The sequence below is a fragment of the Acinetobacter sp. UBA991 genome, assembly GCF_002292065.1.
In the GTDB taxonomy this organism is placed as follows: domain Bacteria; phylum Pseudomonadota; class Gammaproteobacteria; order Pseudomonadales; family Moraxellaceae; genus Acinetobacter; species Acinetobacter higginsii.
The window spans coordinates 73,258-96,247 of the sequence record NZ_DBBF01000015.1; the positions used below are offsets into that span (position 1 = coordinate 73,258).

Below are 22,990 nucleotides of genomic sequence, written 5' to 3' on the forward strand. Positions count from 1 at the left end.
TAAAACTATTAGAAACCAAGGAATTTACAGGTGAAAAAAATGAATAAAGTCTATTCAACCGCAGCACTGGCACTGCAAGATGTGGTGCAAGATCAACAGACATTTGCGGTTGGCGGTTTTGGCCTATGTGGTATTCCTGAGGCATTAATCCAAGCACTGAAAGAAACTGGTGTAACAGGCCTCACTTGTATTTCCAATAATGCAGGCATTGATGATTTTGGCTTGGGTGTCTTGCTCAAAACCCGACAAATTAAAAAAATGATCTCGTCTTATGTGGGCGAAAATAAAGAATTTGAACGCCAGTATCTGAATGGCGAACTTGAAGTTGAACTCACACCCCAAGGCACATTGGCGGAAAAACTACGCGCTGGTGGTGCAGGTATTCCTGCCTTTTATACCGCAACAGGTGCAGGCACCTTGGTGGCTGAAGGTAAGGAACAACGTGAATTTAATGGCCGTACTTACATCCTTGAACCATCACTGACCGCAGATGTGGCACTGGTCAAAGCCTATAAGGCGGATAAAGCTGGCAATCTGGTATTCCGTAAAACCGCTCAAAACTTTAACCCTGAATGTGCGATGGCTGGAAAAATCACCATTGCCGAAGTCGAGCAAATTGTTGAAATCGGCGAACTTGATCCAGATGAAATTCATTTGGCGGGCATTTACGTCAATCGTGTGGTGCTGAATGCCTCACCAGAAAAACGTATCGAACAAAAAACCCTAAAAGCACAGGACGCATAATCATGGCATGGACACGTGAACAAATGGCACAACGTGCCGCGCAAGAATTACAAGATGGTTTCTACGTCAATCTTGGTATTGGCCTGCCAACCCTCGTTGCCAACTACATCCCAGAGGATATGGATGTATGGTTGCAATCGGAGAATGGTCTGCTCGGGATTGGTGAATTTCCTACCGAACAGCAACTCGACCCAGATTTAATCAATGCAGGCAAACAAACTGTCACCGCTCGTGCAGGTGCGGCATTTTTCTCTAGCAGTGAATCCTTTGCCATGATTCGTGGCGGCCACGTCAATATCGCCATTCTGGGGGCTATGGAAGTCTCTGAACAAGGTGACCTCGCCAACTGGATGATTCCGGGCAAAAAAGTCAAAGGCATGGGCGGCGCGATGGACTTGGTTGCAGGCGTTCAACGTGTGGTGGTGCTGATGGAACACAATGCCAAAGATGGTACCGCTAAAATTGTCAAACAGTGCAGCTTACCGCTGACAGGTCAAAAAGTGGTGCATCGTATTATTACCGACTTGGGCGTTTTGGATGTTGTCGCAGAAGGCATCAAACTGGTGGAGTTAGCACCGGATGTGACTGAACAACAAATTCTAGATGCTACAGGTGTTGAGCTGTTGATTGAAGCCAAAGCTTAACGCTCCCCCCCCTTTATTTTTCTCGTTGAAGTGATGCTGTAATGGCATCACTTTTCGCTGTTTTCGGGAGCAGCACATTCATTTAGGACAAATGAATCAGATACAACAAAATTAAAAATGGATGCTATACATGAATAAACAACCTGCCTTGTTAGAACGGTTTGCCCTGCGGATTAGTAACTGGTCGGAAAAATGGTTTCCTGACTCTTATATCTTTGCCCTGCTCGGTGTGATTATCGTTTCCTTTGCTGCAATCAGTATCGGTGCATCGGTACAAGATGTGGCGAGCTCCTTTGGGAATGGTTTTTGGAGTTTAATCCCTTTCACTCTGCAAATGACCATGCTGATTATTGTTGGCTATGTCGTTTCGGTTTCTGCACCTGTGAAAAAACTGATTCAGAAGATGGCGCGTATCCCCCATTCGGGACGCAGTGCCATTGTGTTGGTGGCCACGGTCAGTTTATTGATTTCTTTGGTCAATTGGGCAGTCAGTACTATTCTGACGGCGTTATTGGTGATTGCGCTGGCAAAACGTAAAGAACTACAGATGGACTATCGTGCTGCCGCAGCTGCCGCAATCATTGGTATGGGCGCAACGTGGGCACTGGGTATCAGCTCTTCTGCAGCTCAATTACAGGCCAATAAAGCCAGCCTGCCTGAGTCGATCTATAACTTAACCGGTGTGATTCCATTTACCGAAACCATCTTCCTGTGGCAATCCATGCTGATGACCCTAATTTTAGTGATTGTCTCGATTGCGATTGCCTATTGGTCTGCACCGAAAGGCGATAATGTCAAAACCATGCAGGATTTTGAGCTGAGTTTTGAAGAAGAGGAAAAGACCGAAGTCAAATCGACCCGACCGGGTGATTGGTTGGAGAACTCACCGCTTTTGACCATTATTGTGGTGGCATTAGGCTTGATCTGGATGTTTATCGAATTTTCTAAAACCAATCCGATCATCGCCATTTCCAGTCTCAATACCTATAACTTTGTGTTTTTGATGCTGGGTCTGGCACTACACCGCACCCCGCGTAACTTCCTTAATGCCGTGAGTCAGGCGGTGCCTGCTGTATCAGGGATTCTGATCCAATTCCCACTCTACGGCAGTATCGCCTTTATTATGACCCAAGCGCTGAATAGCCAGGATTTATCGCTATCGCACTATATCGCTGAATTCTTTGTCTCGATCGCATCCAAGGAAACCTTTGCGATTGTGATGGGCATCTACTCTGCGGTACTCGGTTTCTTTGTGCCATCAGGCGGTGGGAAATGGATTATCGAGGCACCTTATGTGATGCAGGCCGCCAATGATTTGCAGGTGCATTTAGGTTGGTCGGTGCAGATTTATAATGCGGCAGAAGCATTGCCCAATCTGATCAATCCCTTCTTTATGCTGCCGATGCTGGGAATTTTAAAACTCAAGGCCAAAGATGTGATTGGTTTTACCGTCACTCAATTGGTGTTCCATCTGCCTTTAGTACTGTTCTTATTGTGGATTTTAGGCCGTACCCTCAGCTATAGCCCACCTGTTATGTAAGACCAGCAACAATTACACAGCGCTGCTTTTTATATTGAACATCACAGATATAAAAAGTGGCGTGAGCAACTCCTGAACACAGCAAAAAACCTCTCCTCATTTGCATTCAAATCCCCCTAGACGCCTTTCATTTAGAAATGCCCAAAACTGTGCTATTTTTAGGCAAATTGCACCACTTTTCATCAAAATGATAATTTAACCTCTAAATTGGTGCGTTTTTTGCATTAGATATTTCATCAAATTGAGCTGTTGCGATATAGCTTGAGTTTTTAGATTTACTAAATCTATTTTGGTGCAAAAAACGAATCAAATATTTGCACCAAAATAAAATTTAGCACTTTTTTTGAGCGCCACTATGCAAAACGTAGATCTATTTTTTTTACTGCTCGGGGCAGTACTGGTATTAGCAATGCACGCTGGCTTTGCATTCTTGGAATTGGGCACGGTACGCCATAAAAACCAAGTCAATGCATTGAGTAAAATCCTCACCGATTTTGCCATTTCAGCAATTGCCTATTTCTTTGTAGGCTATTGGATTGCATATGGCCAAAACTTTTTCCATGCAGGCAGTACCTTAGCAGCTGATCATGGCTATAACCTGATGCGCTGTTTCTTCTTACTGACCTTTGCTGCTGCAATTCCTGCGATTATTTCAGGTGGGATCGCAGAACGTGCCAAAATGCGTGCTCAAGCGATTGCAACATTGATTTTGGTGGCACTCATCTATCCGTTCTTCGAAGGCATGATCTGGAATGGTAATTATGGCCTACAAAAGTGGTTAGAGAACTCTTTTGGTGCAAGTTTCCATGACTTTGCAGGCTCCGTTGTGGTGCATGCCATGGGCGGTTGGATTGCCCTTGCTGCAGTAATTTTACTTGGTGCCCGTCATGGTCGTTATAAAAATGATGGTCGTGTCAGTGCTCATCCACCATCATCTATTCCATTCCTTGCTTTAGGTTCATGGATTCTGATTGTTGGTTGGTTTGGCTTTAACGTGATGAGTGCACAACGGGTTGAAGCGATTTCTGGTCTGGTTGCAATCAATTCTCTCATGGCAATGGTCGGTGGTACTTTAGCAGCCAACTTTATGGGCCGTAATGACCCTGGTTTCTTACACAATGGTCCATTGGCTGGCTTAGTCGCAATCTGTGCGGGTTCTGATATTGTGCACCCAATTGGTGCACTAGTGATTGGTGGTACGGCGGGTGCACTGTTTGTTTACCTGTTCACCTATACCCAAAACAAACTTAAAATTGATGATGTCCTTGGGGTATGGCCTTTACACGGTGTTTGTGGTGCATTGGGTGGAATTGCAGCGGGCATCTTTGGTCAACAAGCTTTAGGTGGCTTAGGTGGTGTCTCCATCATCTCACAAGTCATTGGTACGGGGCTTGGCATTATCATTGCCTTGGTCGGTGGTTTTATTGTCTATGGTCTATTAAAAGCGACTATGGGTATTCGCCTGTCACAAGAAGATGAGTATCGTGGTGCGGATCTTTCAATCCATAAAATTTCAGCCAATTCGGAAGAATCAATGTTCTAATTTTTTAAACTCTTTTAAGCGACGGAAACGTCGCTTTTTTTATCTCGACTAAAAACGAGCTAACTTTTCGTTTTCGTATTTGATCATTCTATTCCAATCAACCTTGCCTATACATAGCGGTTTTAATATTGGGATAAAGCAGTTGTACAACCGACTCTGCCCCAGTGAATCCAAGCGATCATGGCACATATCATGCTTTATATTTCTTGCAATTTTTACTGTAATTTACAGCTTTTAAATTACGCCATTCATCCACCATTACGATTAACAAAACCGTAAAGAATATCGCTTGAGCATGCGCATTGAACTCTATTAAGATGAAAAATAATGTTTTTTAATACATCAAAAAGAACACATTATTTTTCATAACAATGAACGGTTAAACCGCAACAATGACGCATGCGATCATAACGATACAAAAGGAGTTTTGTACATGATTTATAAACGCACCATGACCTCTCTGCTTTGTGCAGGCACATTGGTATTCGGACTCAGTGCTTGTAGTGACAACAAAGCGCCGGCTACTGGCGACAAAGCGACTGAAGCGGGTGCCTCCACTTCGGGAACATTAAACAAAATCAAAAGCTCTGGCACGATAGTGCTGGGATATCGAGATTCATCAATTCCCTTTTCTTATATTGCATCGACCCCAAACCAACCTGTCGGTTATGCGCATGATCTGCAACTTAAAGTTGTTGAAGCCGTAAAGCAGAAGCTGAATATGCCAGACCTGAAGATTCGCTATAACTTGGTCACCAGCCAGAACCGTATTCCACTGGTCTCGAATGGGACTGTCGATCTGGAATGTGGCTCAACCACCAATAATAAAGAACGACAACAGCAAGTCGATTTCTCTGTCGGTTTCTTTGAAGTGGGCTCTCGGCTGTTGACTGCAAAAAATTCAGGAATTAAAGATTTTTCAGATTTAAAAGGCAAAAAACTGGTCACCACAGCAGGAACCACATCTGAACGCTATATTCGTCAACACCAACAAGAACTTGGCATTGGCGAAATCATTTCTGCCAAAGACCATGCTGAATCCTTCCTGATGCTGCAAAATGGTCGTGCTGTCGCTTTTATGATGGATGATATTCTGCTCGCAGGTGAAAAATCTAAAGCCAAAGATCCGAATCAATGGGACATCGTTGGTACTGCGCCAATTCATGAAATCTATGGTTGTATGCTGCGTAAAGGAGATACTGGTTTTAAACAGGTGGTCGATGATGCCATCAAGGCAACTTATGCCTCTGGTGAAATCAACAAGATGTATGAAAAATGGTTCCAGCAACCGATTCCACCAAAGAATATTAATTTGAATTTTGCCATGTCGGATCAGCTCAAAGCCTTAATCAGCAATCCACATGATCGCGATCAATAATTCGCTCCCCTTATCGCAAGCATAGTAGTGTGAGATCGGGAAACAGTGGATGTTGTCCCGACTCTACTCAGGAGTTGTTATGAATTATAGCTGGAACTGGGGAGTTTTATGGCAATCCACAGGTATCGGAGATACCACCTACCTGAACTGGATCATTACGGGTCTGGGCTGGCTGGTTGTGATTGCTGTGGTCGCATGGACTATTGCCCTGCTGCTGGGCAGTATCCTCGGCATTATGCGCACGCTCCCCAATAAAACCGCCAGAGCCATCGGTACCACCTACGTTACCCTGTTTAGAAATGTACCTTTACTGGTTCAATTATTTATCTGGTTTTATGTGGTTCCCAACTTTCTGCCCGCCCCGATTAAAAACTGGTGGATGAATGATCTAGGAGCCAATACCACTGCCCTGATTTCGGCCAGTATCGGGCTGGGTCTGTTCACTGCTGCGCGGGTATGTGAGCAAGTCCGAACTGGGATTGAAGCCCTGCCCAAGGGACAAATCAATGCAGGCTATGCTATGGGCTTTTCCACGGCGCAACTGTATCGCTATGTCATTCTACCGCAGTCATTTCGCACCATTTTACCGCCGCTAAGTTCAGAGTTGACCAACTGTGTCAAAAACACCTCGGTCGCCTCTTTAGTCGGTGTTGCAGAAATTATTTCGCAGATGAAAACCATCAGTGAATACACTCAGAATACCATCGAAATTTATACCTATGTCACGCTGATTTTTATTCTGATTAACATCTGTCTTATTTTTAGCATGAACCTGTTGGAAAAGCGTCTGCGTATTCCTGGTTTAATATCAGGAGGAAAGTAGTATGGAATGGCTAATCTCTTTTCTCAGTGACTTACAGCAGTCTGGACCTGCGCTGTGGTATGGATTCAGCATTACCTTAAAAGTCGTGGTGATTGCGACCATTGGTGGTATTGCGATTGGTACTCTCGTGGCCCTGATGCGCCTGTCATCAATCAAAATTTTAAATTGGATTGCACAGGCTTATGTGGATCTGTTCCGTTCCATTCCGCTGTTACTGGTGCTGATGTGGTTCTACTTTGCCGTGCCATTTTTTTATACCGCAATTACAGGACAATATCTGACCATTGATACCGCTTTGGTTTCAAGTATCGTGGCCTTCATGCTGTTTGAAGCCGCTTATTTTTCTGAAATTGTCCGTGCAGGAATTCAGTCCATTCCCAAAGGTCAAGCTGCCGCTGCTTCTGCATTGGGCATGAGCTATGGCCAATCCATGCGTCTGATTATTCTGCCACAGGCATTCAGAAAAATGACACCCTTACTGCTTCAACAGACCATCATCCTGTTTCAGGATTCCACCATGGTCTATGCCATTGGCTTACTCGATTTTTTCAGAACAAATTATGTTCGTGGCGATTTAATGTCTCTACTCACCCAATATATTTTATTTGCAGGGCTGGTGTACTTCACGATTAGTGCTTTAGCAACATTCGCAGTGAAACGTTTACAAAGGAGGTTAAGTGTATGAGCAACAATAAAGTAATGATAGACCTCCAGAATGTCAGTAAATGGTACGATCAATTTCAGGTCCTAACCGAATGCAGTACCCAAATCTGCCAAGGTGAAGTGGTGGTGGTCTGCGGTCCATCAGGTTCAGGAAAATCAACCTTGATTAAAACCGTAAATGGGCTAGAACCCTTTCAGCAAGGTAAGATCTTTGTCGATGGCGTGCCCGTTCACGAACCTAAAACGGATATGACTAAACTACGTAGCCGTGTCGGTATGGTGTTCCAGCACTTTGAATTGTTTCCTCATCTCAGCATTACCGAAAATCTGACCATTGCGCAGATCAAAGTGCTGGGCCGTTCAGAAGCGGAAGCCAATAAAAAAGGACTGGCCTATCTGGATCGGGTGGGGCTCAGTGCCCATGCCAATAAATACCCTGCTCAGCTTTCAGGAGGGCAACAACAGCGAGTTGCGATTGCGCGTGCCCTTAGCATGGATCCGATCGCAATGCTGTTTGATGAGCCAACTTCTGCGCTTGACCCTGAAATGATCAATGAAGTTCTCGATGTGATGGTGGGACTAGCCAAAGAAGGTATGACCATGATGTGTGTAACGCATGAAATGGGCTTTGCCCGTCAGGTCGCCAATCGGATAATTTTCATGGACCAAGGCAAAATCGTAGAAGACTGTTCTAAAGATGAATTCTTTGGTACACCACGTGGCGAACGTGCACAGCAATTCCTGAATAAAATTCTGCACTAATCAGTTCTGGCTTACAGCAGAAATAAAGCAGCCAAATGGCTGCTTTATGCTGAAATGGGACAAGGAAGAATCATAAAATATACTTAAACAAAAAATTAAATAAATATTTTCAAATATTTAAGAAATAAACTTACACTTATTTTTAACTCCCCTCCACTACCATTTTTTTATGATAATTTAAGAGCCAATTAAGCTTATTCACATTAAATAACACAATTGTCATCTGATTTTAATAATACGTTCCATGATTTTGAAAACACCTTTCTTCGCATTGATAAGCTTTCTATTATTGGTCAGCTTTTTCATCTTGTTGTTCGTGTTTCCAGTCGGTGGAACCATTGACATGCAACTGATTCAACCTTGGGTCAGTCAACATGGTGGCTTCCCTTATAAAAATGATTGGTTTCTCGATAAACTTAACCATACTTACGTCAAACAACTTTTAACGCTTGTTTATGTGGTTTTTTTCTTTTTGTGGTGCGCCTCTTTTAAAGTCGAAAAGCTGAAACCACAACGTTGGCAATATGGTTATATGTTTTGGGTCAGCATGCTCTGTACAGGTATCGTAGGACTACTCAAAGCCCATTCTTATCACGCTTGTCCATGGTATATGACCCATGAAACGCCAACAGGCTTTATCTGGGATTTCTCTGCAACTGCTGGACACTGTTTTCCTGGTGGGCATGCTAGTACAGGCTTCGCACTGGTCACAGGCTATTTTGTCTATCGTTTGCATCAAACACAACGTGCTTGGTTTTATCTCGTTGCAGCAATGATCATTGGCTTTGCGATGGGTTGGGCACAGATGATGCGTGGCGCCCATTTTTTGAGTCATAATTTGTGGACTGCATGGGTTTGTGTTGCTGTGAACCTTGTGTTGTATGCGTTCACTTATAAACGCCACCAAGCCATTACAAATCGTAATTCTATACCGTTATCGACAATTGATGTGGTAAAGTGAACGCCCGTACTCAAACAACGAGTATGTTTGACGCTCACATTAGGATTATTTTTGCTGCCGTATGTCTGACTATCAATCTTTTTTGGAATCCACTTTAGCAACGCAATCCGACTCTATTCAGTCTTATGAACTAGATTCACGTAAAGTATGGCTTAAAAAAGCATCTGAACGTCATGGTTTGTGGTTATATACGCCTCTGAAATGGCTAGCAAAAATATTTAATCTCGGCTCCATTACCCCAGTTCCTAACCAAGGGGGATCAGTTGCAATCCAATGTGAATTCAAACGTATCCATCAGCTCAAAGCATTAGGGATTTCAACACCGAATGTATTGGCGCTCTCAAAAAAAGGCATTTTGCTCGAAGATGTCGGCTCACAACGTCAAAGCCATGTCAGCCAACTAGACCAGAAAATTGCAAGCCTTAAAGATCATCCAGAACAACAATTCGGCTTATTTCATCAGGCCATTCAGGCCATTCGCAAGTTGCATGCGAATGATGGTTATTTAAGTGAAGCCTTTGCGCGGAACATTCTGGTCGATGAACAAAATCAGTTTACTTTTATTGATTTTGAAACAGATCCGCGGGATGTGCTCAGCCTGCATGACTGTTTTGTTCGTGACTGGTTACTGTTTATCTTCTCGACAGCCTATCATTTTGAATTTGAACGACTCGAGCCAGCCAGCCAACTGCTTTATCAAGCTTTACTGGATGAACCTCAAGTCTATAAAGATATTTGTAAGGTCGGTAAACGTTTAAACTGGGTATTACGCTTGAATGTCAGCAAAGTCGGCAATGATGGTAAACGTATCCAGAAATGTGTGTTATTTCTGCGCGATCTGAAACAGCAATCTGAAGCCAATACTCAGTCAAATTAAGCCCTCGTTATATTCAATGCGGTTCATGATGCGCAAGTTTCTTTGGTAATCTGACCAATACGCTCAAACCGCCTAATTCAATACTCCGAGATAAAGTCAAAACCCCACCTAAACGTTGGGTGGCTTTATCTACAATTGAAAGTCCAAGCCCACTACCCACTTCTAAGTGATGGTGGACACGATAAAAACGTTTTAGTACTTTGTCGTATTGTTCAGGATCAATTCCATGACCACTATCTTCGATTTGAATATAGGCAAAATCATCGGTATCGCTATAGACTGAAATATTAATAATGCCTTGATTCGGGGTATATTTAATTGCATTGTCAATCAGGTTAAAAATAATCGAATGTACCGTTGATTCAAGACTCTGCATTTCAATCGGATCATTGCGCTCAAAGCCTAAATCAATCTCCTTTTGCATGGCTAAATTCACCAATTGCTCAACACAGTTGAGTGCAACATCGTTCAATCTGAAATTAGTATTGGGTTCAATCAGGCTTAGTGCAACATCCTGCTTAGCCAATGCCAAAAGCTGGGTGACTAAATGTTGAATACGGGCTAAGCCTTTACTCAGATTTTGCAAAGCCTCATGTTCTGGAAACTGACTGATCAAAATTCGGGTTTGCAAATTCAGTGCAGTCACAGGTGTTCTAAGTTCATGCGCGGCATCGGCAATAAATTGCTTTTGCTCAGTTTGAGCATGCTGAATACGCTCAAATAAACGATTCATTTCTTCAATGGTGGGTAACAGTTCTTGTGGATAATCTTTCACATCTATCGGTGATAAACCATCCGAATCACGTTGGGTCAATTCCGTTTTAAAATCATCTAAGGGTTTTAAGCTCAAACTGATAATAAATGCTAACACCAAAATCGCAATCGGCAATAAGAGCAGATAAGGGACAAACATACTCCCGGCCAACTCCCACGCAAACGCATGGCGTACCTCTTCTTGTTGACTGACTTGAATCTGATAGTCTTTTAATGGAATCACATACACACGCCACTTTCCTTGCGGTGTGTTTTGGGTATAAAAACCAGCTTGTTTCACAGGCGGGAGCAAGAGATGGGTCTGATGCCATAAATGACTTTGATCTTTATAGGCCCAAATATCAATCAACAAATCCTCTTCATGGTAGGTTCTGTGCAACTCCACCCGACTTGCCGTTGGCGTTACTGGCTGAGAACTTGAACGTTCCGCCATATACTGCATTTGGGTATCTAAAATTTCATCGACTTCATGCAATGAAATTTTATATGCGGCTAAAATCAAGAAACAACCCAGCACAATACTGAAAATAGAGGTCCCCCAAATCAGTCTTTTCTTGAGTGAATAATGCTGAGTTTTTTTCATAAGTTTAAGCTTGCCCCAAACGATAACCTAGACCACGAATGGTTCGAATAAAGTCTTTTCCAAGTTTGGCTCGTAAATGGTGCACATAGACTTCAATGGTATTACTGGTCACTTCACTGTCAAAATCATACAGTTTGTCTTCCAAATTAGCTTTCGAGAAAATTTTATTTGGATGAGAAACCATCGGGATCAGAATGGCCCATTCCCGATTAGAAAGTTCAATCTGTTGTCCTTTAAATGTCGCCAAGTGCTGTTCAACATCAAGAATCAACTCACCACTTTTTAACAATTGTGACTGACTTTTCAATTGTGCTGTTTCTACACTGCCACGACGTAATAACGCATTGATTCGTGCAAGTAATTCATCAAACTCATACGGTTTGATCAAATAATCATCTGCACCTTGATTGAGACCATCAACACGATTTTGTAACTGATCTCGTGCAGAAATAATCAACACAGGTATTGAACTACGTTGACGAATCTGTCTGAGAATTTGCATCCCATCCATCAAAGGTAGACCTAAATCCAACAAGATTAAATCAAAAGACTGTTTGGTTAACAAAGCTAATCCATCGACCCCGTTATTGACCCACTCCACCTCAAACTGATGATATCGCAATAAAGTCAATGTTGACTCAGCAATCATAAAATCATCTTCTATCATCAAGATCTTAGTCATGATTTCATTACACCTTATGGGTTAGGACATGTCTGCAACATGTCATTTTTAGCATTAATTACCTTGGTTTTGATATCAAGCAAACTCAGCATGGTTGGGAACAAGTTATCTTGGCTCAGCTTATTTTTACTTTGTTGTGCCAAACATTTGACTTGCTTCGCTGCTTGTTGTTGCCATGCCTGAGAGAACCACATCACCATCGGGACATGGGTTTGTTGCGTCGGTGCAATCGCATAAGGTGCACCATGCAAATACATCCCACTCTCACCTGTTGATTCACCATGATCAGACAAATACCACAAACCTGTTTGATATTTCGTTGTATTTTTTAATGTTTCAATAAATGAATCTAAAACATAATCGGTATAAAGCAAAGTATTATCATAGCTATTCACGAGTGCTTCTTGAGTACAGCCCTGAATCGCATTGGTATCACAGGTTGGTTTAAATACACGGTATTCAGCAGGTACCCGCTTATAATAGGCTGGTCCATGGCTGCCCATTTGATGCAATACCACTAAATGTGGACGGGTATCATCTTTCGGGATTGTTTCAATATAAGCTTTCAGACTATCAATCAAAATGTCATCCAGACATTCGCCATCCTTACACCATTTCTGTTGAATTGGCTCAGGGATTTTGAATTGCTCAACACGGTCACAAGTCCCTTTACAACCCGAATTATTATCAATCCAAGTCACTTGGTAACCCGCTCGTTTTGCAATATCCAGTAGGCCTTCTCGATGACTCGCAAGACGTTCATCGTAATCTTCTCTTGGCATACCAGAGAACATACAAGGTACTGAAACTGCCGTTGCTGTACCACACGAACTCACCTGAGAGAAATTTAAAATATCCTGTTTGGCGAGTTTGGGATTAGTATCTTTTGCATAACCATTTAAAGAAAAATTTTCTGCACGTGCCGTTTCACCCACCACCAATACCATCAGTTTGGGTACAGTTGTTGATGATTGCGTTGCTTGAGCATCTTCGCCATAAGTCACCAGAGGAAGATTTTCCTTAGGCGCTTTCTTTTTATAATACGATACAAATGAAGCAATCATATTTTGAGGAGAAATCATGCCTTTTAAATCGCGGTTTTCACGAAAGATTGCAGCAAAATCGACATAAAAGACAAATAGCAAACCACCAACCATAGCTAAAGAAACAAGTGAAGCCAGCACCTTTTTCCAAATTTGTCGAATAACAGGTTCAGGTTTTAGTTTAATTAGCAAAATCACAATAATCGGCACAATCACCATACCAATGATCCAGACCAGCAAATGCCAAGACCATGTATCTTTTGCTTCAGCGATATCCGTTTGCATCAGGTTTTGAATTTGGTCTGAGGTGATCCAGACCCCTAGAGTATTAACCGCATAAGAGGCAAAACCACCAATAAAAACTAAGGCGATTGCAATTGGTTTTGCGGTCCATTTCCAATTCAAAACTTGAAAAAGAAAAGTATAGAATGCAGTTACCACACCGACTGAGGCTAAAACAAATAGTCCTGCTTTAAAACCTGTATAAGGGGTCAGTGTCTGCATCTTTTCATAAAATGCAAAATTCAGAAAAACCCCTAACCAAACTGCGAGTAACACATTGAAGGTAAGTAATGAAATGGTCTTGGTTTTGAGTCTTTTTAGCAACATAAGCATCACAATCTAAAAATAAATTTCTTAGCTTTTTTTAAGATAAGAATAAAAACTTAAAAATGACTTAAACAAAACAATAGCAACCCAACAAATGACAGGTTGAAAATTGAGTTAATTAAGAATTGGAGTAATTAAAGTATGAATAAGGTCCTATTTTTATAAATCCTTGTTGAAGTAATCCTCCATCCTTGTAGCCTAGCGTTTTATGAAAATAAATTATTCTATTTAAAGAAAAAACAATATAAACAAAAATGCCCTTTAAGCAAACTTAAAGGGCATTTTTTTAAATAAAAGCAGATTAGAATTTGAACTCTAAACCTAAGCCTGCAACAGGTTGTTTATCCTTTTTGCTTGCTTGCTCAAGCGTTAGATAACCTGCATAACCATAAGTCTTAACTTGTTTGTTAAATGCATAATCTGCACCAGCAATAATTTGTTTTGCTTTAAAGTCAGCAGTATTGGTTTTAAAGCTCGTATCATTCTGGCTATATTGACCTTTCACCGTCCAGTTCTTCGCTTGAGGGATATTATATTCCGCACCTAACAACCAACCTTGTGTATCATCAATATTTTCTGAACCTGGCGCATTACCAGACACAGCTTCTACTTCTGAAGTCTGATACAGTGCTTTAAGTGCCAAGCCTTCAAGCGGCGTGATTTTACCAATTGCACGTACCGTATTTGCCGCTGCAAACAAGCCACCACCAGCAATTGCAGGCTCAGCAGCATTTAAGAAACCACGACCAAGGAAGGTGCTTGGAATCGCTTTGTCATAACCAAGACCAGCTACCACCAATGGATTTTCATAAGTTACAGATGCTGACCATGCATCGCCTAGACCACGACCAGCAACTTTTGCACCACCACTGGTTGCTTTAATACCAGAAGACTCACCTGTTGCAAGTAAGGCATTAAATTTAAATGCGCCATCAAGTAGTTTCACTGCTGGCGATTCATAAATCACTGCATTATCAATACGGTTTTCACCTGTGAAAATACCTGTGATATCGGCCTTATTGGCAACATAGTTGTTAAAAGTATCGACAACACTCGATAATTGTTTTACAGGGGTATCGTGCTTACCAATTTTCAAAGTACCCAATTGCGCATCTTTCAAACCGACAAAACGATTACGCTGTACCCAATCATTGCTATCGCCATCAGCGCTAAAGCCCCATTCGATTGCATAAACTGCGCTTAAGCGTTCAGTGAGTTTTTCATCACCTTTAAGTCCAAGGAATGAACTGTTTGAGCTGATTTCCCAAACGTCTTTGTTTGACTTAGTTGCATTTTTTTCTGGTAAATAATCAACACTGGCATCAATTTCACCATAAAATGTTGGTGCTGCAAATGTGGTTGTTGCAAGCAGACTGAGCACTGCTGCTGTTACAATTTTGATTTTCATTGTTTACATCCTGGTTAAATTTGTAACAAATCCTACACATTAACTTTATATGACAAAACGATTAAAATCTTATTAATTTATTCCAATTTCGACTAAAGTTTAATTTTTATACACTCAGTTATTCATTCTAATTGACTTATTTACGACAACATCCACTCTAAATTTAATATCTATATCAATTAATTATCGTAATATTTCTTTATTTTTATTCACAGAATTCTCTATATTCATAAAATGATAAAATCCGACGAAAATCATTCCATTCCTATATAAGCCGAGTCATGTACCCAGTTTTTATTTCAACATACGTTTTTTAAACACAAAAATTGTAATAAAAAGTGACCTTTATCTTGCTTTATTTTTCCAATAAAAGATCGGACTCAAACACAGCATTGCAATGATGCAGATCACCAACAAATAATCCGCATAGCCCAGCCAGTCGCCCACCACACCACTGAATAAATACAACAAACCACTGACCGTTGCCATAATTGAGACCTGAAAGGTAAAGTCCGTTCCTGCAAATTGTTTACGACTATATTGCATGACCAGTGTCAGCATCACCACCAGCAGCATTGCAGAACAAGCATCTTCAACCGCATTTACCACATACAACCAAAGTGGCGCAATTTGAAACTGTGATTCGTAGGCATAGCCGAGAACGGCATAGGCCCCCAAACTGATCAATTTCAAAAATGAGAACACGATTAAACAAGAGCTTCTCGAGAAATATTTTAATAATAGTCCAGCGACAGCCGCCCCCAATAATGCAGCAACCGCTCCAAACATGGTAATAAACACCCCAATCTGGGTAAAGTTCAGTCCCATATCCACCATCAATGGTTTCAATAAAGGGCCAGCTAAACCATCAGCCACTTTAAAACTGATCAATACCAGTAACCATGCTTTTAACTCTGGAGAAGACTGGAAATAATTTAAATAGCTTTTGACTGCCTGTATAAAAGATTGTGAGCTGGCTTGCTGAAGTACAACTTTACTTTGATGGTGCGGTTCTCGATAAAACAGAACTGGTAAGGTATTGACCAACACCAATGCAGCCAAAGCCAGAAAAGTCTTTTGCCAATCCAGCCAATCCAAACACCAGAGTACTGCTCCCCCACCGACAATAAAGCCCAAGCGTGATCCGATCACCTGAAAGGTATTGCCCCAATGCTGTTGATCACTTTTGAGTAAATTAACGGCCAGGCCATCGGTTGCGATGTCTTGGGTTGCACCAGTTAAATTCATGAATAGCAATAAGCCAAAGAAAACCAATAAATAAATCGGCTGATCTAAGGATTGAATCGGGAAAAATGAGAGAATAATCAGAATAACAACGCTGCAAAGTTGCGTCGGAATGATCCAGCTACGGTAGTGCCCAAATCCAGATAAGGCAAAACGATCCACATAAGCGGCCCAAAAAATCTTAATCGACCAAGGCAGCATTAATAAGCCAAAGCCACCAATATGGGCTAAAGACACCCCTTGTGCTCTTAAAATTACAGGCAATGCATGGGTCATAAAACCTACAGGTAAACCCTGCGCCCAATATAAAGAAAACAATAAAATGTAAACCTGTCGAAGATTAAGCATTTAGAGTTTTCCATGGCTGCACAATAAGGTCGCTCAAGTATCCAATCCTTTCATCTGTAAGGCAATAAAATCTTATTTTTTGCCAATGCAGTCGATGTCATGAGCGTTTAACATGATTATAGTTGTCATTACATATCGTGATTTATGCCACAGCATTTTCCAGATTTACCTCCGTTGGTTCCCCAACGTGGGACTGCTTATAGTCGTGCATTGTGTAAAAAACTTTTTCTCGGTCAAGGCTGGACTGTCGTAGGTGAAATTCCCAATTTACCCAAAGCTGTTGCGATTATCTCGCCGCATACCTCCAACATTGATGGTTGGTATGGCTTTTTAGCCATTGGCGGCTTAGGTCTAAAGATTACCGTCTTGGGTAAAGATAGTCTGTTCAAACCACCATTTCAGCCGTTATTAAATTGGGCTGGGCTGATTCCCGTGCGTCGTGACAGCGCACATGGACTGACTGAACAAGTCGTTGCCACGATTCATGCACACGATAAAATCTGGATCGGCATGGCGCCTGAAGGTACGCGTAAAAAAGCCGAAAAAATGAAAAGTGGCTTTTATCATATCGCACATGCCGCTGGGATTCCCATCGTGATGTTTGCCTTTGATTATGACCACAAAACTATCTATTGTTTAGGTGCATTCACTCCGACAGGTCACTATCAACAAGACCTAGCGCAAATCATGCAACGCTATGTCGGACACTTCTCACCAAAGAATCCAGATTGGCTGGCTGAACCCTTACAAAAACTTGTGAAAAAAAACTAGAAAGTTGAGGGCAAATCTGCTCTGATGTGCCCATCTTTTTGTACATTTTATCTGCACCTGATATGAAAATTGCTCGACTGTCTTGCCTCGCTATTGTTAGCTTGGCTTTATTTGGATGTGATCAAACAGCAAAGAAAACACCCTCTACAACAGCAATTAAAGCGCGTGAACCCGTGATCGCACTCGCCTTAGGCGGTGGTGGTGCCAAGGGCTTTGCCCATATTGGTGTGATCAAAGTTTTAGAGTCTCATGGCATTAAAGCCAAAATCGTGACAGGTACCAGTGCAGGTAGCTTCGTGGGCAGTATTTACGCCAGCGGTCAAACACCTTATCAAATGCAAAATCTGGCTTTAAAACTGCAAGAATCTGATTTGCGTGACTTAACTATAAATAGTCAAGGCATTATTCTCGGACAAAAACTACAGAATTATGTGAATACACAAGTCGGCAATAAACCGATTGAACAATTTCCAATTCGCTTTGCTGCAGTCGCAACGCGCTTAGATAGTGGTAAAAAAGCTGAGTTTATTAAAGGCAATGCAGGTCAAGCCGTACGTGCGTCTTGTAGTATTCCAAACGTGTTTGTGCCTGCGGTGATTGGCAATACCAAATATGTAGATGGTGGCCTAGTCAGCCCAATCCCTGTTAAAACAGCCAAAGATATGGGGGCCGATATTGTGATTGCAGTAGATATTTCTGCACGTCCAGTCGGTGGTAAACCGCTCAGTATGTGGGGCTTATTAGATCAAACCATTAATATTATGGGACAACAAAGTATCAATGAGGAGCTCAATCAAGCCACTGTCGTGATTCAACCTAAAGTTGGTCATCTCGGTGCGCTTGATCTTAAATCAAGTAATGAAGCAATTTTGGAAGGTGAAAAAGCGGCTCAAGCCAAGATCACTGCAATTCGAAATGCGATTACGACATTTAAAAACTCTCCTGCTGCCCTTAAACCTGCACCAAAGTCTAAATTCTAAAACCCTCCTCAAGGGCTGTTGATCTGCATAATGACTTGCAATCCAAGCAAGATTACTCGTGACCATCAGCCCTAAATTCCAAAAAAACAATCTTTGTATATTCATAAAGATAATGATCTGCTAGAGTGCTAAAGGTGAATATTTTTTCACCTCCACTCCGTTTAATGATGCGAGCAAATCTATGGAATTTGTAGTTGAACCTTGGCACTGGTTTGTATTAGGGATTTTACTGATTCTTTCAGAGTTAATTTTGCCTGCTTTTGCTGCATTATGGTTTGGCATAGCAGCAGTCATGGTCTGTATTTTACTGTGGCTTTTCCCAATGATGGGCTTTACCACCCAAGTGATTACTTGGGGAATTTTATCTATTTTATGCACGATTCTTTGGTTCAAATTTATCAAACCTCTCTCCATTGATAAAACCAAAGCAGGACTTCCTCGTGAAGCAACCATTGGTCAAGTGGGTATGGTGATCCAAACTGGACTTGAGCATGGACAAATTATTGTGCGCTTTCCGATGCCTGTTTTAGGTAATGATGAATGGAATTGCCGTTGTACCGTACCTGTACAAGTCGGCGATCGCGTTCGAGTTGTTGATATTTTGGGTAATGATTTAGTCGTTCAACCGCATAGCACGTCATAAACACAAAAGAGGGTTTTCAATGTCTGTCGGTACTATTGTTGTTTTAGCACTTTTAGCTTTTATTGCTATAACCATCTTTAAAGGGGTTCGTATTGTTCCCCAAGGTTATAAATGGATTGTTCAACGTCTGGGTAAATACCATACTACGTTGAATCCTGGTCTCAATTTCGTTATCCCCTATGTAGACGAAGTTGCTTATAAAATTACCACTAAAGATATTGTTTTAGATATTCCTTCACAAGAAGTAATTACCCGAGACAATGCCGTACTGGTGATGAATGCCGTAGCTTATATCAACCTGACAACACCAGAAAAAGCGGTGTACGGGATTGAAAACTATACTTGGGCAATTCAAAACCTTGTTCAAACTTCACTCCGCTCAATCGTTGGTGAAATGGATTTGGATGATGCGCTTTCTTCACGTGATCATATCAAAGCGAAGTTAAAAGCAGCCATTTCTGATGATATTTCAGATTGGGGGATTACACTTAAAACGGTTGAAATCCAAGATATTCAGCCATCTCATACCATGCAAGCAGCGATGGAAGCTCAAGCGGCTGCTGAACGCCAACGTCGTGCAACTGTGACTAAAGCTGATGGTGAAAAACAAGCTGCAATTTTAGAAGCAGATGGCCGTTTGGAAGCATCGCGTCGTGATGCAGAAGCGCAAGTTGTTCTTGCGGAATCTTCACAACGTGCGATTGAAATGGTCACTACAGCTGTCGGTGATAAAGAAATCCCTGTTGCTTACTTACTCGGTGAGCAATATGTAAAAGCGATGCAAGATCTTTCTAAATCAAGCAATGCAAAAACTGTGGTACTTCCAGCGGATGTACTCAATGCCATTCGTGGAATTATGGGCAAACACTAAGTCCTGTTTCCAATCAAAATAAAGCAGCGATAACGCTGCTTTATTTTTTATACATTCTGAATTCGCTTTCGATCTTTAAGTGGGAGTTTTCCCACCACCAAATCATAAGAATCTTTAATCAGATCTTGCAGCAAATCAGCTGTAATTTCATGACCACTAGCAATTGATATCCAGTGTTTCTTATTCATATGATAACCTGCGGAAATTGAAGGATACAGCTCCTGATATTCCAAACTTTTCTCAGGCTTGCATTTAATCGTCACCAGCAACTTGCCAGAATAAACACCAATCAACATAAATACCTTGTCAAAGACCTTAAAGACCTCACAGTCTGGACCAAAAGGTTGTGATTGGATGGAAAAAGCCAGTTGTTGTCCATATTCAAGCGCACATTGTTCTAATTGATCGTCATTCATAAAGCGATGCTCTGTGGTTATTTCTATGGATCATCTATTTATCTTAGATTCACTTTTATATTAAAACAATGATTTATAAACTGCTTAAATCTATGCTGTTGATCATCTTAAGGTATATACCGACTCCAAAAATAAAGACCATACAAGGATGGTCTTTTATAACATTCAATAATTGATCAAAGCTGACGCAAGATTAACTTTTGCGTGCCAGTAAAAACTGTGAAATCTCGACCAACTCTTTGGCGTCTTCACCAAAATAAGCCAAAGCGTCAAAAGCTTGATCATGTAGGCTTTGTGCATAGGCCTGTGCTTGTGCTAAGCCCATTAAGGCAGGATAAGTTGATTTCTGTACTTGCTCATCTTTACCCGCGGTTTTACCTAAGGTTTCAGTGCTTGCAGTAATATCCAAGATATCATCTTGCACTTGGAAGGCTAAACCAATCGTTTGTCCAAATTGGCGTAATTTCGGAATGGCCTGATCCGTCCCATTAAAAATGGTCACTGCCCCCATCATAATCGCCGCTTGAATCAAGGCACCCGTTTTATTACGGTGAATGTTCTCTAATTCCGTTTGATCGACCTGCTTACCTTCCGCTTGCAGGTCTAATACCTGACCACAAACCATTTTTGAACTGGCTGTTGCTAAAATCTGCATTTGCTTTAAAACGATTGCAGCCTCTGTGCCTTGTCCCTGTTCATCGAACAAACGACTGCCCAAAATCTCAAATGCCATCGACTGTAAAATGTCACCAGCTAATAACGCGGTATCTTCACCAAATGCCACATGGCAAGTGGGTTGACCACGGCGTAATAGATCATTGTCCATACATGGCAAGTCATCATGTGCCAATGAATAGCAATGAATCAATTCAACCGCAACAGCAGCACGACGCGCTGCAGCAAAATGATGATTCGGCTGTAAGGATGCTGCTGCATAACATAAAGCTGGGCGAACACGTTTACCACCTAACATCACGGCATGATGAACGGCGGCTTTTAAAGGTTCTGGAATGGAAAATGCAGCCAATGCTGTCAATAAATCTTGTTGAATACGTTGTTGAGCTTGTTGTAAAACATCCGCATTAACTTGAGAAATAGATGACACAGTTGCCTCGGGAAATCTTAATGAAAGGAAAATGACAAGACTTGCCAGAATGGCGACATCATAACACTATTTATATCAGGAAATTGTGTTTGTATTTTGAATCAATTCAAAATAATAAGGCCTTCAAATGAAGGCCTTATCAAATAGCACAATACACAAATCAGAAACTATCGCCTGGTACACGCACCCAACCTTCCATCAGCACACGTGCGCTACGACTCATAATGGCTTTTTTCACAGACCATTTACCATCAATCAATTCAGCTTGAGCACCCACACGCAAAGTCCCAGATGGATGACCAAAGCGCACTGCTTCACGTTCACCACCGCCTGCAGCTAAATTTACCAAGGTACCCGGAATAGCTGCTGCTGTTCCAATTGCCACTGCTGCCGTTCCCATCATGGCATGATGTAATTTACCCATCGACAAGGCACGAACCAATAAGTCGACATCATTGGTCTCAACGGGTTTACCACTAGATGAACTATAGCTTTTCGGTTGTGAGACAAAAGCAATTTTAGGGGTATGCTGACGCGCAGCTGCTTCTGAAATATCTTTAATCAAGCCCATTTGTACTGCGCCATAGGCACGAATTTTCTCAAAACGTGCTAAAGCTGCGGCATCAGCATTAATCTGATCCTGTAATTCTGTCCCTTGATAACCAATATCTTCTGCATTGAGGAAAATGGTCGGAATACCTGCATTGATAAATGTGGCTTGGAATGTGCCAATTTCAGGAACAACCAGTTGATCCACAACGTTTCCTGTCGGGAACATATCGCCGCCTTCTTCGCCATCATCCGCCGGGTCTAAAAATTCAATCTGAACTTCAGCTGCGGGGAAAGTCACACCGTCCAGTTCAAAATCACCTGTTTCCTGAACTTGACCATTGGTCACAGGAACATGTGCAATAATGGTTTTTTGAATATTCTTCTGCCAGATCCGTACCGTACAAATCCCATTTTCAGGAATACGCGCTGCATCGACCAAACCATTTGAAATGGCAAAGGAACCCACTGCTGCGGTTAGGTTGCCACAGTTACCACTCCAGTCGACAAACGGCTGATCAATTGATACTTGACCAAATAGATAATCAACGTCGTGTTCTGACTCAGAACTTTTTGCCAAAATTACCGTTTTACTGGTGCTTGAGGTCGCCCCACCCATGCCATCAATCTGTTTGCCATAAGGGTCTGGACTGCCAATCACACGGAGAAGAAGTTGATCACGTGCCTTGCCCGCTATTTGTGCCGCTTCAGGTAAATCATCCAGTTTGAAAAACACACCTTTACTTGTCCCCCCACGCATATAGGTTGCTGGGACTTTTATTTGCGGTACTGAGCTCATGTCAATGTCTTCCTTTTATCATATTCTTGGTGCAGATTGGTTTTGAATCTAAAGGTACTGCACGGCCATCAAAAATACCATACGACCAATGGTTTTGGGATTGGTCATAATGTGTAAAATCTGTGCATTATAGTGAGTAGATTTCAAGACTTTCACAATGGCAAAAATACTATTCCATCCGTCGGGAAAAACAAAGGCATTCTCCAACTGTACAAAATTGCAGCATATT

Annotated in this window: 22 protein-coding genes; 14 read left to right on the forward strand and 8 right to left on the reverse strand. The window is 41.8% G+C overall.

The genetic code is table 11. The features are described 5' to 3' along the window. The first annotated feature begins 39 nt into the window (after nt 1–39). The 10 genes from B2727_RS06430 to B2727_RS06475 all read left to right on the forward strand — a co-directional run bounded on the left by B2727_RS06430 (nt 40) and on the right by B2727_RS06475 (nt 9,935). Complete coding sequence (locus tag B2727_RS06430; RefSeq protein WP_033133623.1) at nt 40–744, forward strand: CoA transferase subunit A; 705 nt, start codon at nt 40–42, stop codon at nt 742–744. A 2-nt stretch (nt 745–746) separates the two neighbouring features. Beyond that, the gene (locus B2727_RS06435; protein WP_033133597.1) at nt 747–1,388 is read left to right on the forward strand and encodes a CoA transferase subunit B; all 642 of its coding nucleotides are present in this window, start codon (nt 747–749) and stop codon (nt 1,386–1,388) included. Nucleotides 1,389–1,518: 130 nt separating this feature from the next. Then, a complete protein-coding gene (locus B2727_RS06440) occupies nt 1,519–2,928 on the forward strand; it encodes a short-chain fatty acid transporter (protein WP_151715045.1) in 1,410 nt (469 codons plus the stop codon). 355 nt (nt 2,929–3,283) lie between these two features. Then, a complete protein-coding gene (locus tag B2727_RS06445; RefSeq protein WP_033133599.1) occupies nt 3,284–4,471 on the forward strand; it encodes an ammonium transporter in 1,188 nt (395 codons plus the stop codon). A gap of 433 nt (nt 4,472–4,904) precedes the next feature. After that, nucleotides 4,905–5,849, forward strand: coding sequence for a transporter substrate-binding domain-containing protein (locus tag B2727_RS06450; RefSeq protein WP_033133600.1), 945 nt, complete (start codon nt 4,905–4,907; stop codon nt 5,847–5,849). A gap of 79 nt (nt 5,850–5,928) precedes the next feature. Next, complete coding sequence (locus tag B2727_RS06455; RefSeq protein ID WP_004803070.1) at nt 5,929–6,672, forward strand: amino acid ABC transporter permease; 744 nt, start codon at nt 5,929–5,931, stop codon at nt 6,670–6,672. A 1-nt stretch (nt 6,673) separates the two neighbouring features. Beyond that, nucleotides 6,674–7,357: an ABC transporter permease subunit gene (locus tag B2727_RS06460; RefSeq protein WP_033133601.1), complete on the forward strand. Its 684-nt coding sequence runs from the start codon at nt 6,674–6,676 to the stop codon at nt 7,355–7,357. A gap of 14 nt (nt 7,358–7,371) precedes the next feature. Further along, entirely contained in the window at nt 7,372–8,097 is a 726-nt protein-coding gene (locus B2727_RS06465) for an amino acid ABC transporter ATP-binding protein (protein ID WP_171248656.1), read from the forward strand. A 244-nt stretch (nt 8,098–8,341) separates the two neighbouring features. After that, on the forward strand, nt 8,342–9,058 hold the full coding sequence (locus B2727_RS06470; RefSeq protein WP_033133603.1) for a phosphatase PAP2 family protein: 717 nt from the start codon (nt 8,342–8,344) through the stop codon (nt 9,056–9,058). 61 nt (nt 9,059–9,119) lie between these two features. After that, nucleotides 9,120–9,935 carry a lipopolysaccharide kinase InaA family protein gene (locus tag B2727_RS06475; RefSeq protein ID WP_004803062.1) on the forward strand — a complete coding sequence of 272 codons (816 nt, stop codon included), beginning with the start codon at nt 9,120–9,122 and terminating at the stop codon, nt 9,933–9,935. Nucleotides 9,936–9,948: 13 nt separating this feature from the next. Here B2727_RS06475 and B2727_RS06480 read toward each other — a convergent pair whose 3' ends face one another. From B2727_RS06480 to B2727_RS06500, 5 genes are all read right to left on the reverse strand, one after another. Then, nucleotides 9,949–11,292 carry an ATP-binding protein gene (locus B2727_RS06480; protein WP_004803061.1) on the reverse strand — a complete coding sequence of 448 codons (1,344 nt, stop codon included), beginning with the start codon at nt 11,290–11,292 and terminating at the stop codon, nt 9,949–9,951. A 4-nt stretch (nt 11,293–11,296) separates the two neighbouring features. Next, on the reverse strand, nt 11,297–11,974 hold the full coding sequence (locus tag B2727_RS06485) for a DNA-binding response regulator PmrA (RefSeq protein WP_005205969.1): 678 nt from the start codon (nt 11,972–11,974) through the stop codon (nt 11,297–11,299). Between the two features lie 14 nt (nt 11,975–11,988). After that, entirely contained in the window at nt 11,989–13,626 is a 1,638-nt protein-coding gene (locus B2727_RS06490) for a phosphoethanolamine transferase (protein ID WP_033133604.1), read from the reverse strand. A gap of 301 nt (nt 13,627–13,927) precedes the next feature. Further along, nucleotides 13,928–15,034 carry a porin gene (locus B2727_RS06495; protein ID WP_033133605.1) on the reverse strand — a complete coding sequence of 369 codons (1,107 nt, stop codon included), beginning with the start codon at nt 15,032–15,034 and terminating at the stop codon, nt 13,928–13,930. A 345-nt stretch (nt 15,035–15,379) separates the two neighbouring features. Then, entirely contained in the window at nt 15,380–16,627 is a 1,248-nt protein-coding gene (locus B2727_RS06500; protein ID WP_033133606.1) for an MFS transporter, read from the reverse strand. 144 nt (nt 16,628–16,771) lie between these two features. Here B2727_RS06500 and B2727_RS06505 point away from each other — a divergent pair, with 144 nt between their 5' ends. The 4 genes from B2727_RS06505 to B2727_RS06520 all read left to right on the forward strand — a co-directional run bounded on the left by B2727_RS06505 (nt 16,772) and on the right by B2727_RS06520 (nt 19,892). Next, on the forward strand, nt 16,772–17,398 hold the full coding sequence (locus B2727_RS06505; protein WP_033133607.1) for a lysophospholipid acyltransferase family protein: 627 nt from the start codon (nt 16,772–16,774) through the stop codon (nt 17,396–17,398). Nucleotides 17,399–17,460: 62 nt separating this feature from the next. Continuing rightward, the gene (locus B2727_RS06510; protein ID WP_033133624.1) at nt 17,461–18,378 is read left to right on the forward strand and encodes a patatin-like phospholipase family protein; all 918 of its coding nucleotides are present in this window, start codon (nt 17,461–17,463) and stop codon (nt 18,376–18,378) included. Between the two features lie 181 nt (nt 18,379–18,559). After that, nucleotides 18,560–19,021 carry an NfeD family protein gene (locus B2727_RS06515; RefSeq protein WP_005192694.1) on the forward strand — a complete coding sequence of 154 codons (462 nt, stop codon included), beginning with the start codon at nt 18,560–18,562 and terminating at the stop codon, nt 19,019–19,021. Nucleotides 19,022–19,040: 19 nt separating this feature from the next. Then, nucleotides 19,041–19,892 (forward strand): SPFH domain-containing protein, encoded by an 852-nt coding sequence (locus B2727_RS06520; protein ID WP_005150204.1) that lies wholly within the window; start codon nt 19,041–19,043, stop codon nt 19,890–19,892. Nucleotides 19,893–19,939: 47 nt separating this feature from the next. On the opposite strand, the gene B2727_RS06525 is transcribed toward B2727_RS06520, so the two are convergent. The 3 genes from B2727_RS06525 to prpF all read right to left on the reverse strand — a co-directional run bounded on the left by B2727_RS06525 (nt 19,940) and on the right by prpF (nt 22,761). Further along, nucleotides 19,940–20,308 (reverse strand): MmcQ/YjbR family DNA-binding protein, encoded by a 369-nt coding sequence (locus B2727_RS06525; protein ID WP_033133608.1) that lies wholly within the window; start codon nt 20,306–20,308, stop codon nt 19,940–19,942. 193 nt (nt 20,309–20,501) lie between these two features. After that, on the reverse strand, nt 20,502–21,413 hold the full coding sequence (locus B2727_RS06530; protein WP_033133609.1) for a polyprenyl synthetase family protein: 912 nt from the start codon (nt 21,411–21,413) through the stop codon (nt 20,502–20,504). 160 nt (nt 21,414–21,573) lie between these two features. Next, nucleotides 21,574–22,761, reverse strand: coding sequence for a 2-methylaconitate cis-trans isomerase PrpF (gene prpF, locus B2727_RS06535; RefSeq protein WP_033133610.1), 1,188 nt, complete (start codon nt 22,759–22,761; stop codon nt 21,574–21,576). Between the last annotated feature and the right edge of the window lie 229 nt (nt 22,762–22,990).

Excerpts from the sequence above, each read along its gene's own strand:
- B2727_RS06455 (WP_004803070.1), top strand. The coding sequence starts at position 5,929 with ATGAATTATAGCTGGAACTGGGGAGTTTTATGGCAATCCACAGGTATC.
- prpF (WP_033133610.1), bottom strand. The coding sequence starts at position 22,761 with ATGAGCTCAGTACCGCAAATAAAAGTCCCAGCAACCTATATGCGTGGG.
- B2727_RS06490 (WP_033133604.1), bottom strand. The coding sequence starts at position 13,626 with ATGTTGCTAAAAAGACTCAAAACCAAGACCATTTCATTACTTACCTTC.
- B2727_RS06520 (WP_005150204.1), top strand. The coding sequence starts at position 19,041 with ATGTCTGTCGGTACTATTGTTGTTTTAGCACTTTTAGCTTTTATTGCT.
- B2727_RS06460 (WP_033133601.1), top strand. The coding sequence starts at position 6,674 with ATGGAATGGCTAATCTCTTTTCTCAGTGACTTACAGCAGTCTGGACCT.
- B2727_RS06500 (WP_033133606.1), bottom strand. The coding sequence starts at position 16,627 with ATGCTTAATCTTCGACAGGTTTACATTTTATTGTTTTCTTTATATTGG.
- B2727_RS06480 (WP_004803061.1), bottom strand. The coding sequence starts at position 11,292 with ATGAAAAAAACTCAGCATTATTCACTCAAGAAAAGACTGATTTGGGGG.
- B2727_RS06505 (WP_033133607.1), top strand. The coding sequence starts at position 16,772 with ATGCCACAGCATTTTCCAGATTTACCTCCGTTGGTTCCCCAACGTGGG.
- B2727_RS06440 (WP_151715045.1), top strand. The coding sequence starts at position 1,519 with ATGAATAAACAACCTGCCTTGTTAGAACGGTTTGCCCTGCGGATTAGT.
- B2727_RS06450 (WP_033133600.1), top strand. The coding sequence starts at position 4,905 with ATGATTTATAAACGCACCATGACCTCTCTGCTTTGTGCAGGCACATTG.
- B2727_RS06510 (WP_033133624.1), top strand. The coding sequence starts at position 17,461 with ATGAAAATTGCTCGACTGTCTTGCCTCGCTATTGTTAGCTTGGCTTTA.
- B2727_RS06470 (WP_033133603.1), top strand. The coding sequence starts at position 8,342 with ATGATTTTGAAAACACCTTTCTTCGCATTGATAAGCTTTCTATTATTG.
- B2727_RS06435 (WP_033133597.1), top strand. The coding sequence starts at position 747 with ATGGCATGGACACGTGAACAAATGGCACAACGTGCCGCGCAAGAATTA.
- B2727_RS06485 (WP_005205969.1), bottom strand. The coding sequence starts at position 11,974 with ATGACTAAGATCTTGATGATAGAAGATGATTTTATGATTGCTGAGTCA.
- B2727_RS06475 (WP_004803062.1), top strand. The coding sequence starts at position 9,120 with ATGTCTGACTATCAATCTTTTTTGGAATCCACTTTAGCAACGCAATCC.
- B2727_RS06525 (WP_033133608.1), bottom strand. The coding sequence starts at position 20,308 with ATGAATGACGATCAATTAGAACAATGTGCGCTTGAATATGGACAACAA.
- B2727_RS06445 (WP_033133599.1), top strand. The coding sequence starts at position 3,284 with ATGCAAAACGTAGATCTATTTTTTTTACTGCTCGGGGCAGTACTGGTA.
- B2727_RS06430 (WP_033133623.1), top strand. The coding sequence starts at position 40 with ATGAATAAAGTCTATTCAACCGCAGCACTGGCACTGCAAGATGTGGTG.
- B2727_RS06515 (WP_005192694.1), top strand. The coding sequence starts at position 18,560 with ATGGAATTTGTAGTTGAACCTTGGCACTGGTTTGTATTAGGGATTTTA.
- B2727_RS06495 (WP_033133605.1), bottom strand. The coding sequence starts at position 15,034 with ATGAAAATCAAAATTGTAACAGCAGCAGTGCTCAGTCTGCTTGCAACA.
- B2727_RS06465 (WP_171248656.1), top strand. The coding sequence starts at position 7,372 with ATGATAGACCTCCAGAATGTCAGTAAATGGTACGATCAATTTCAGGTC.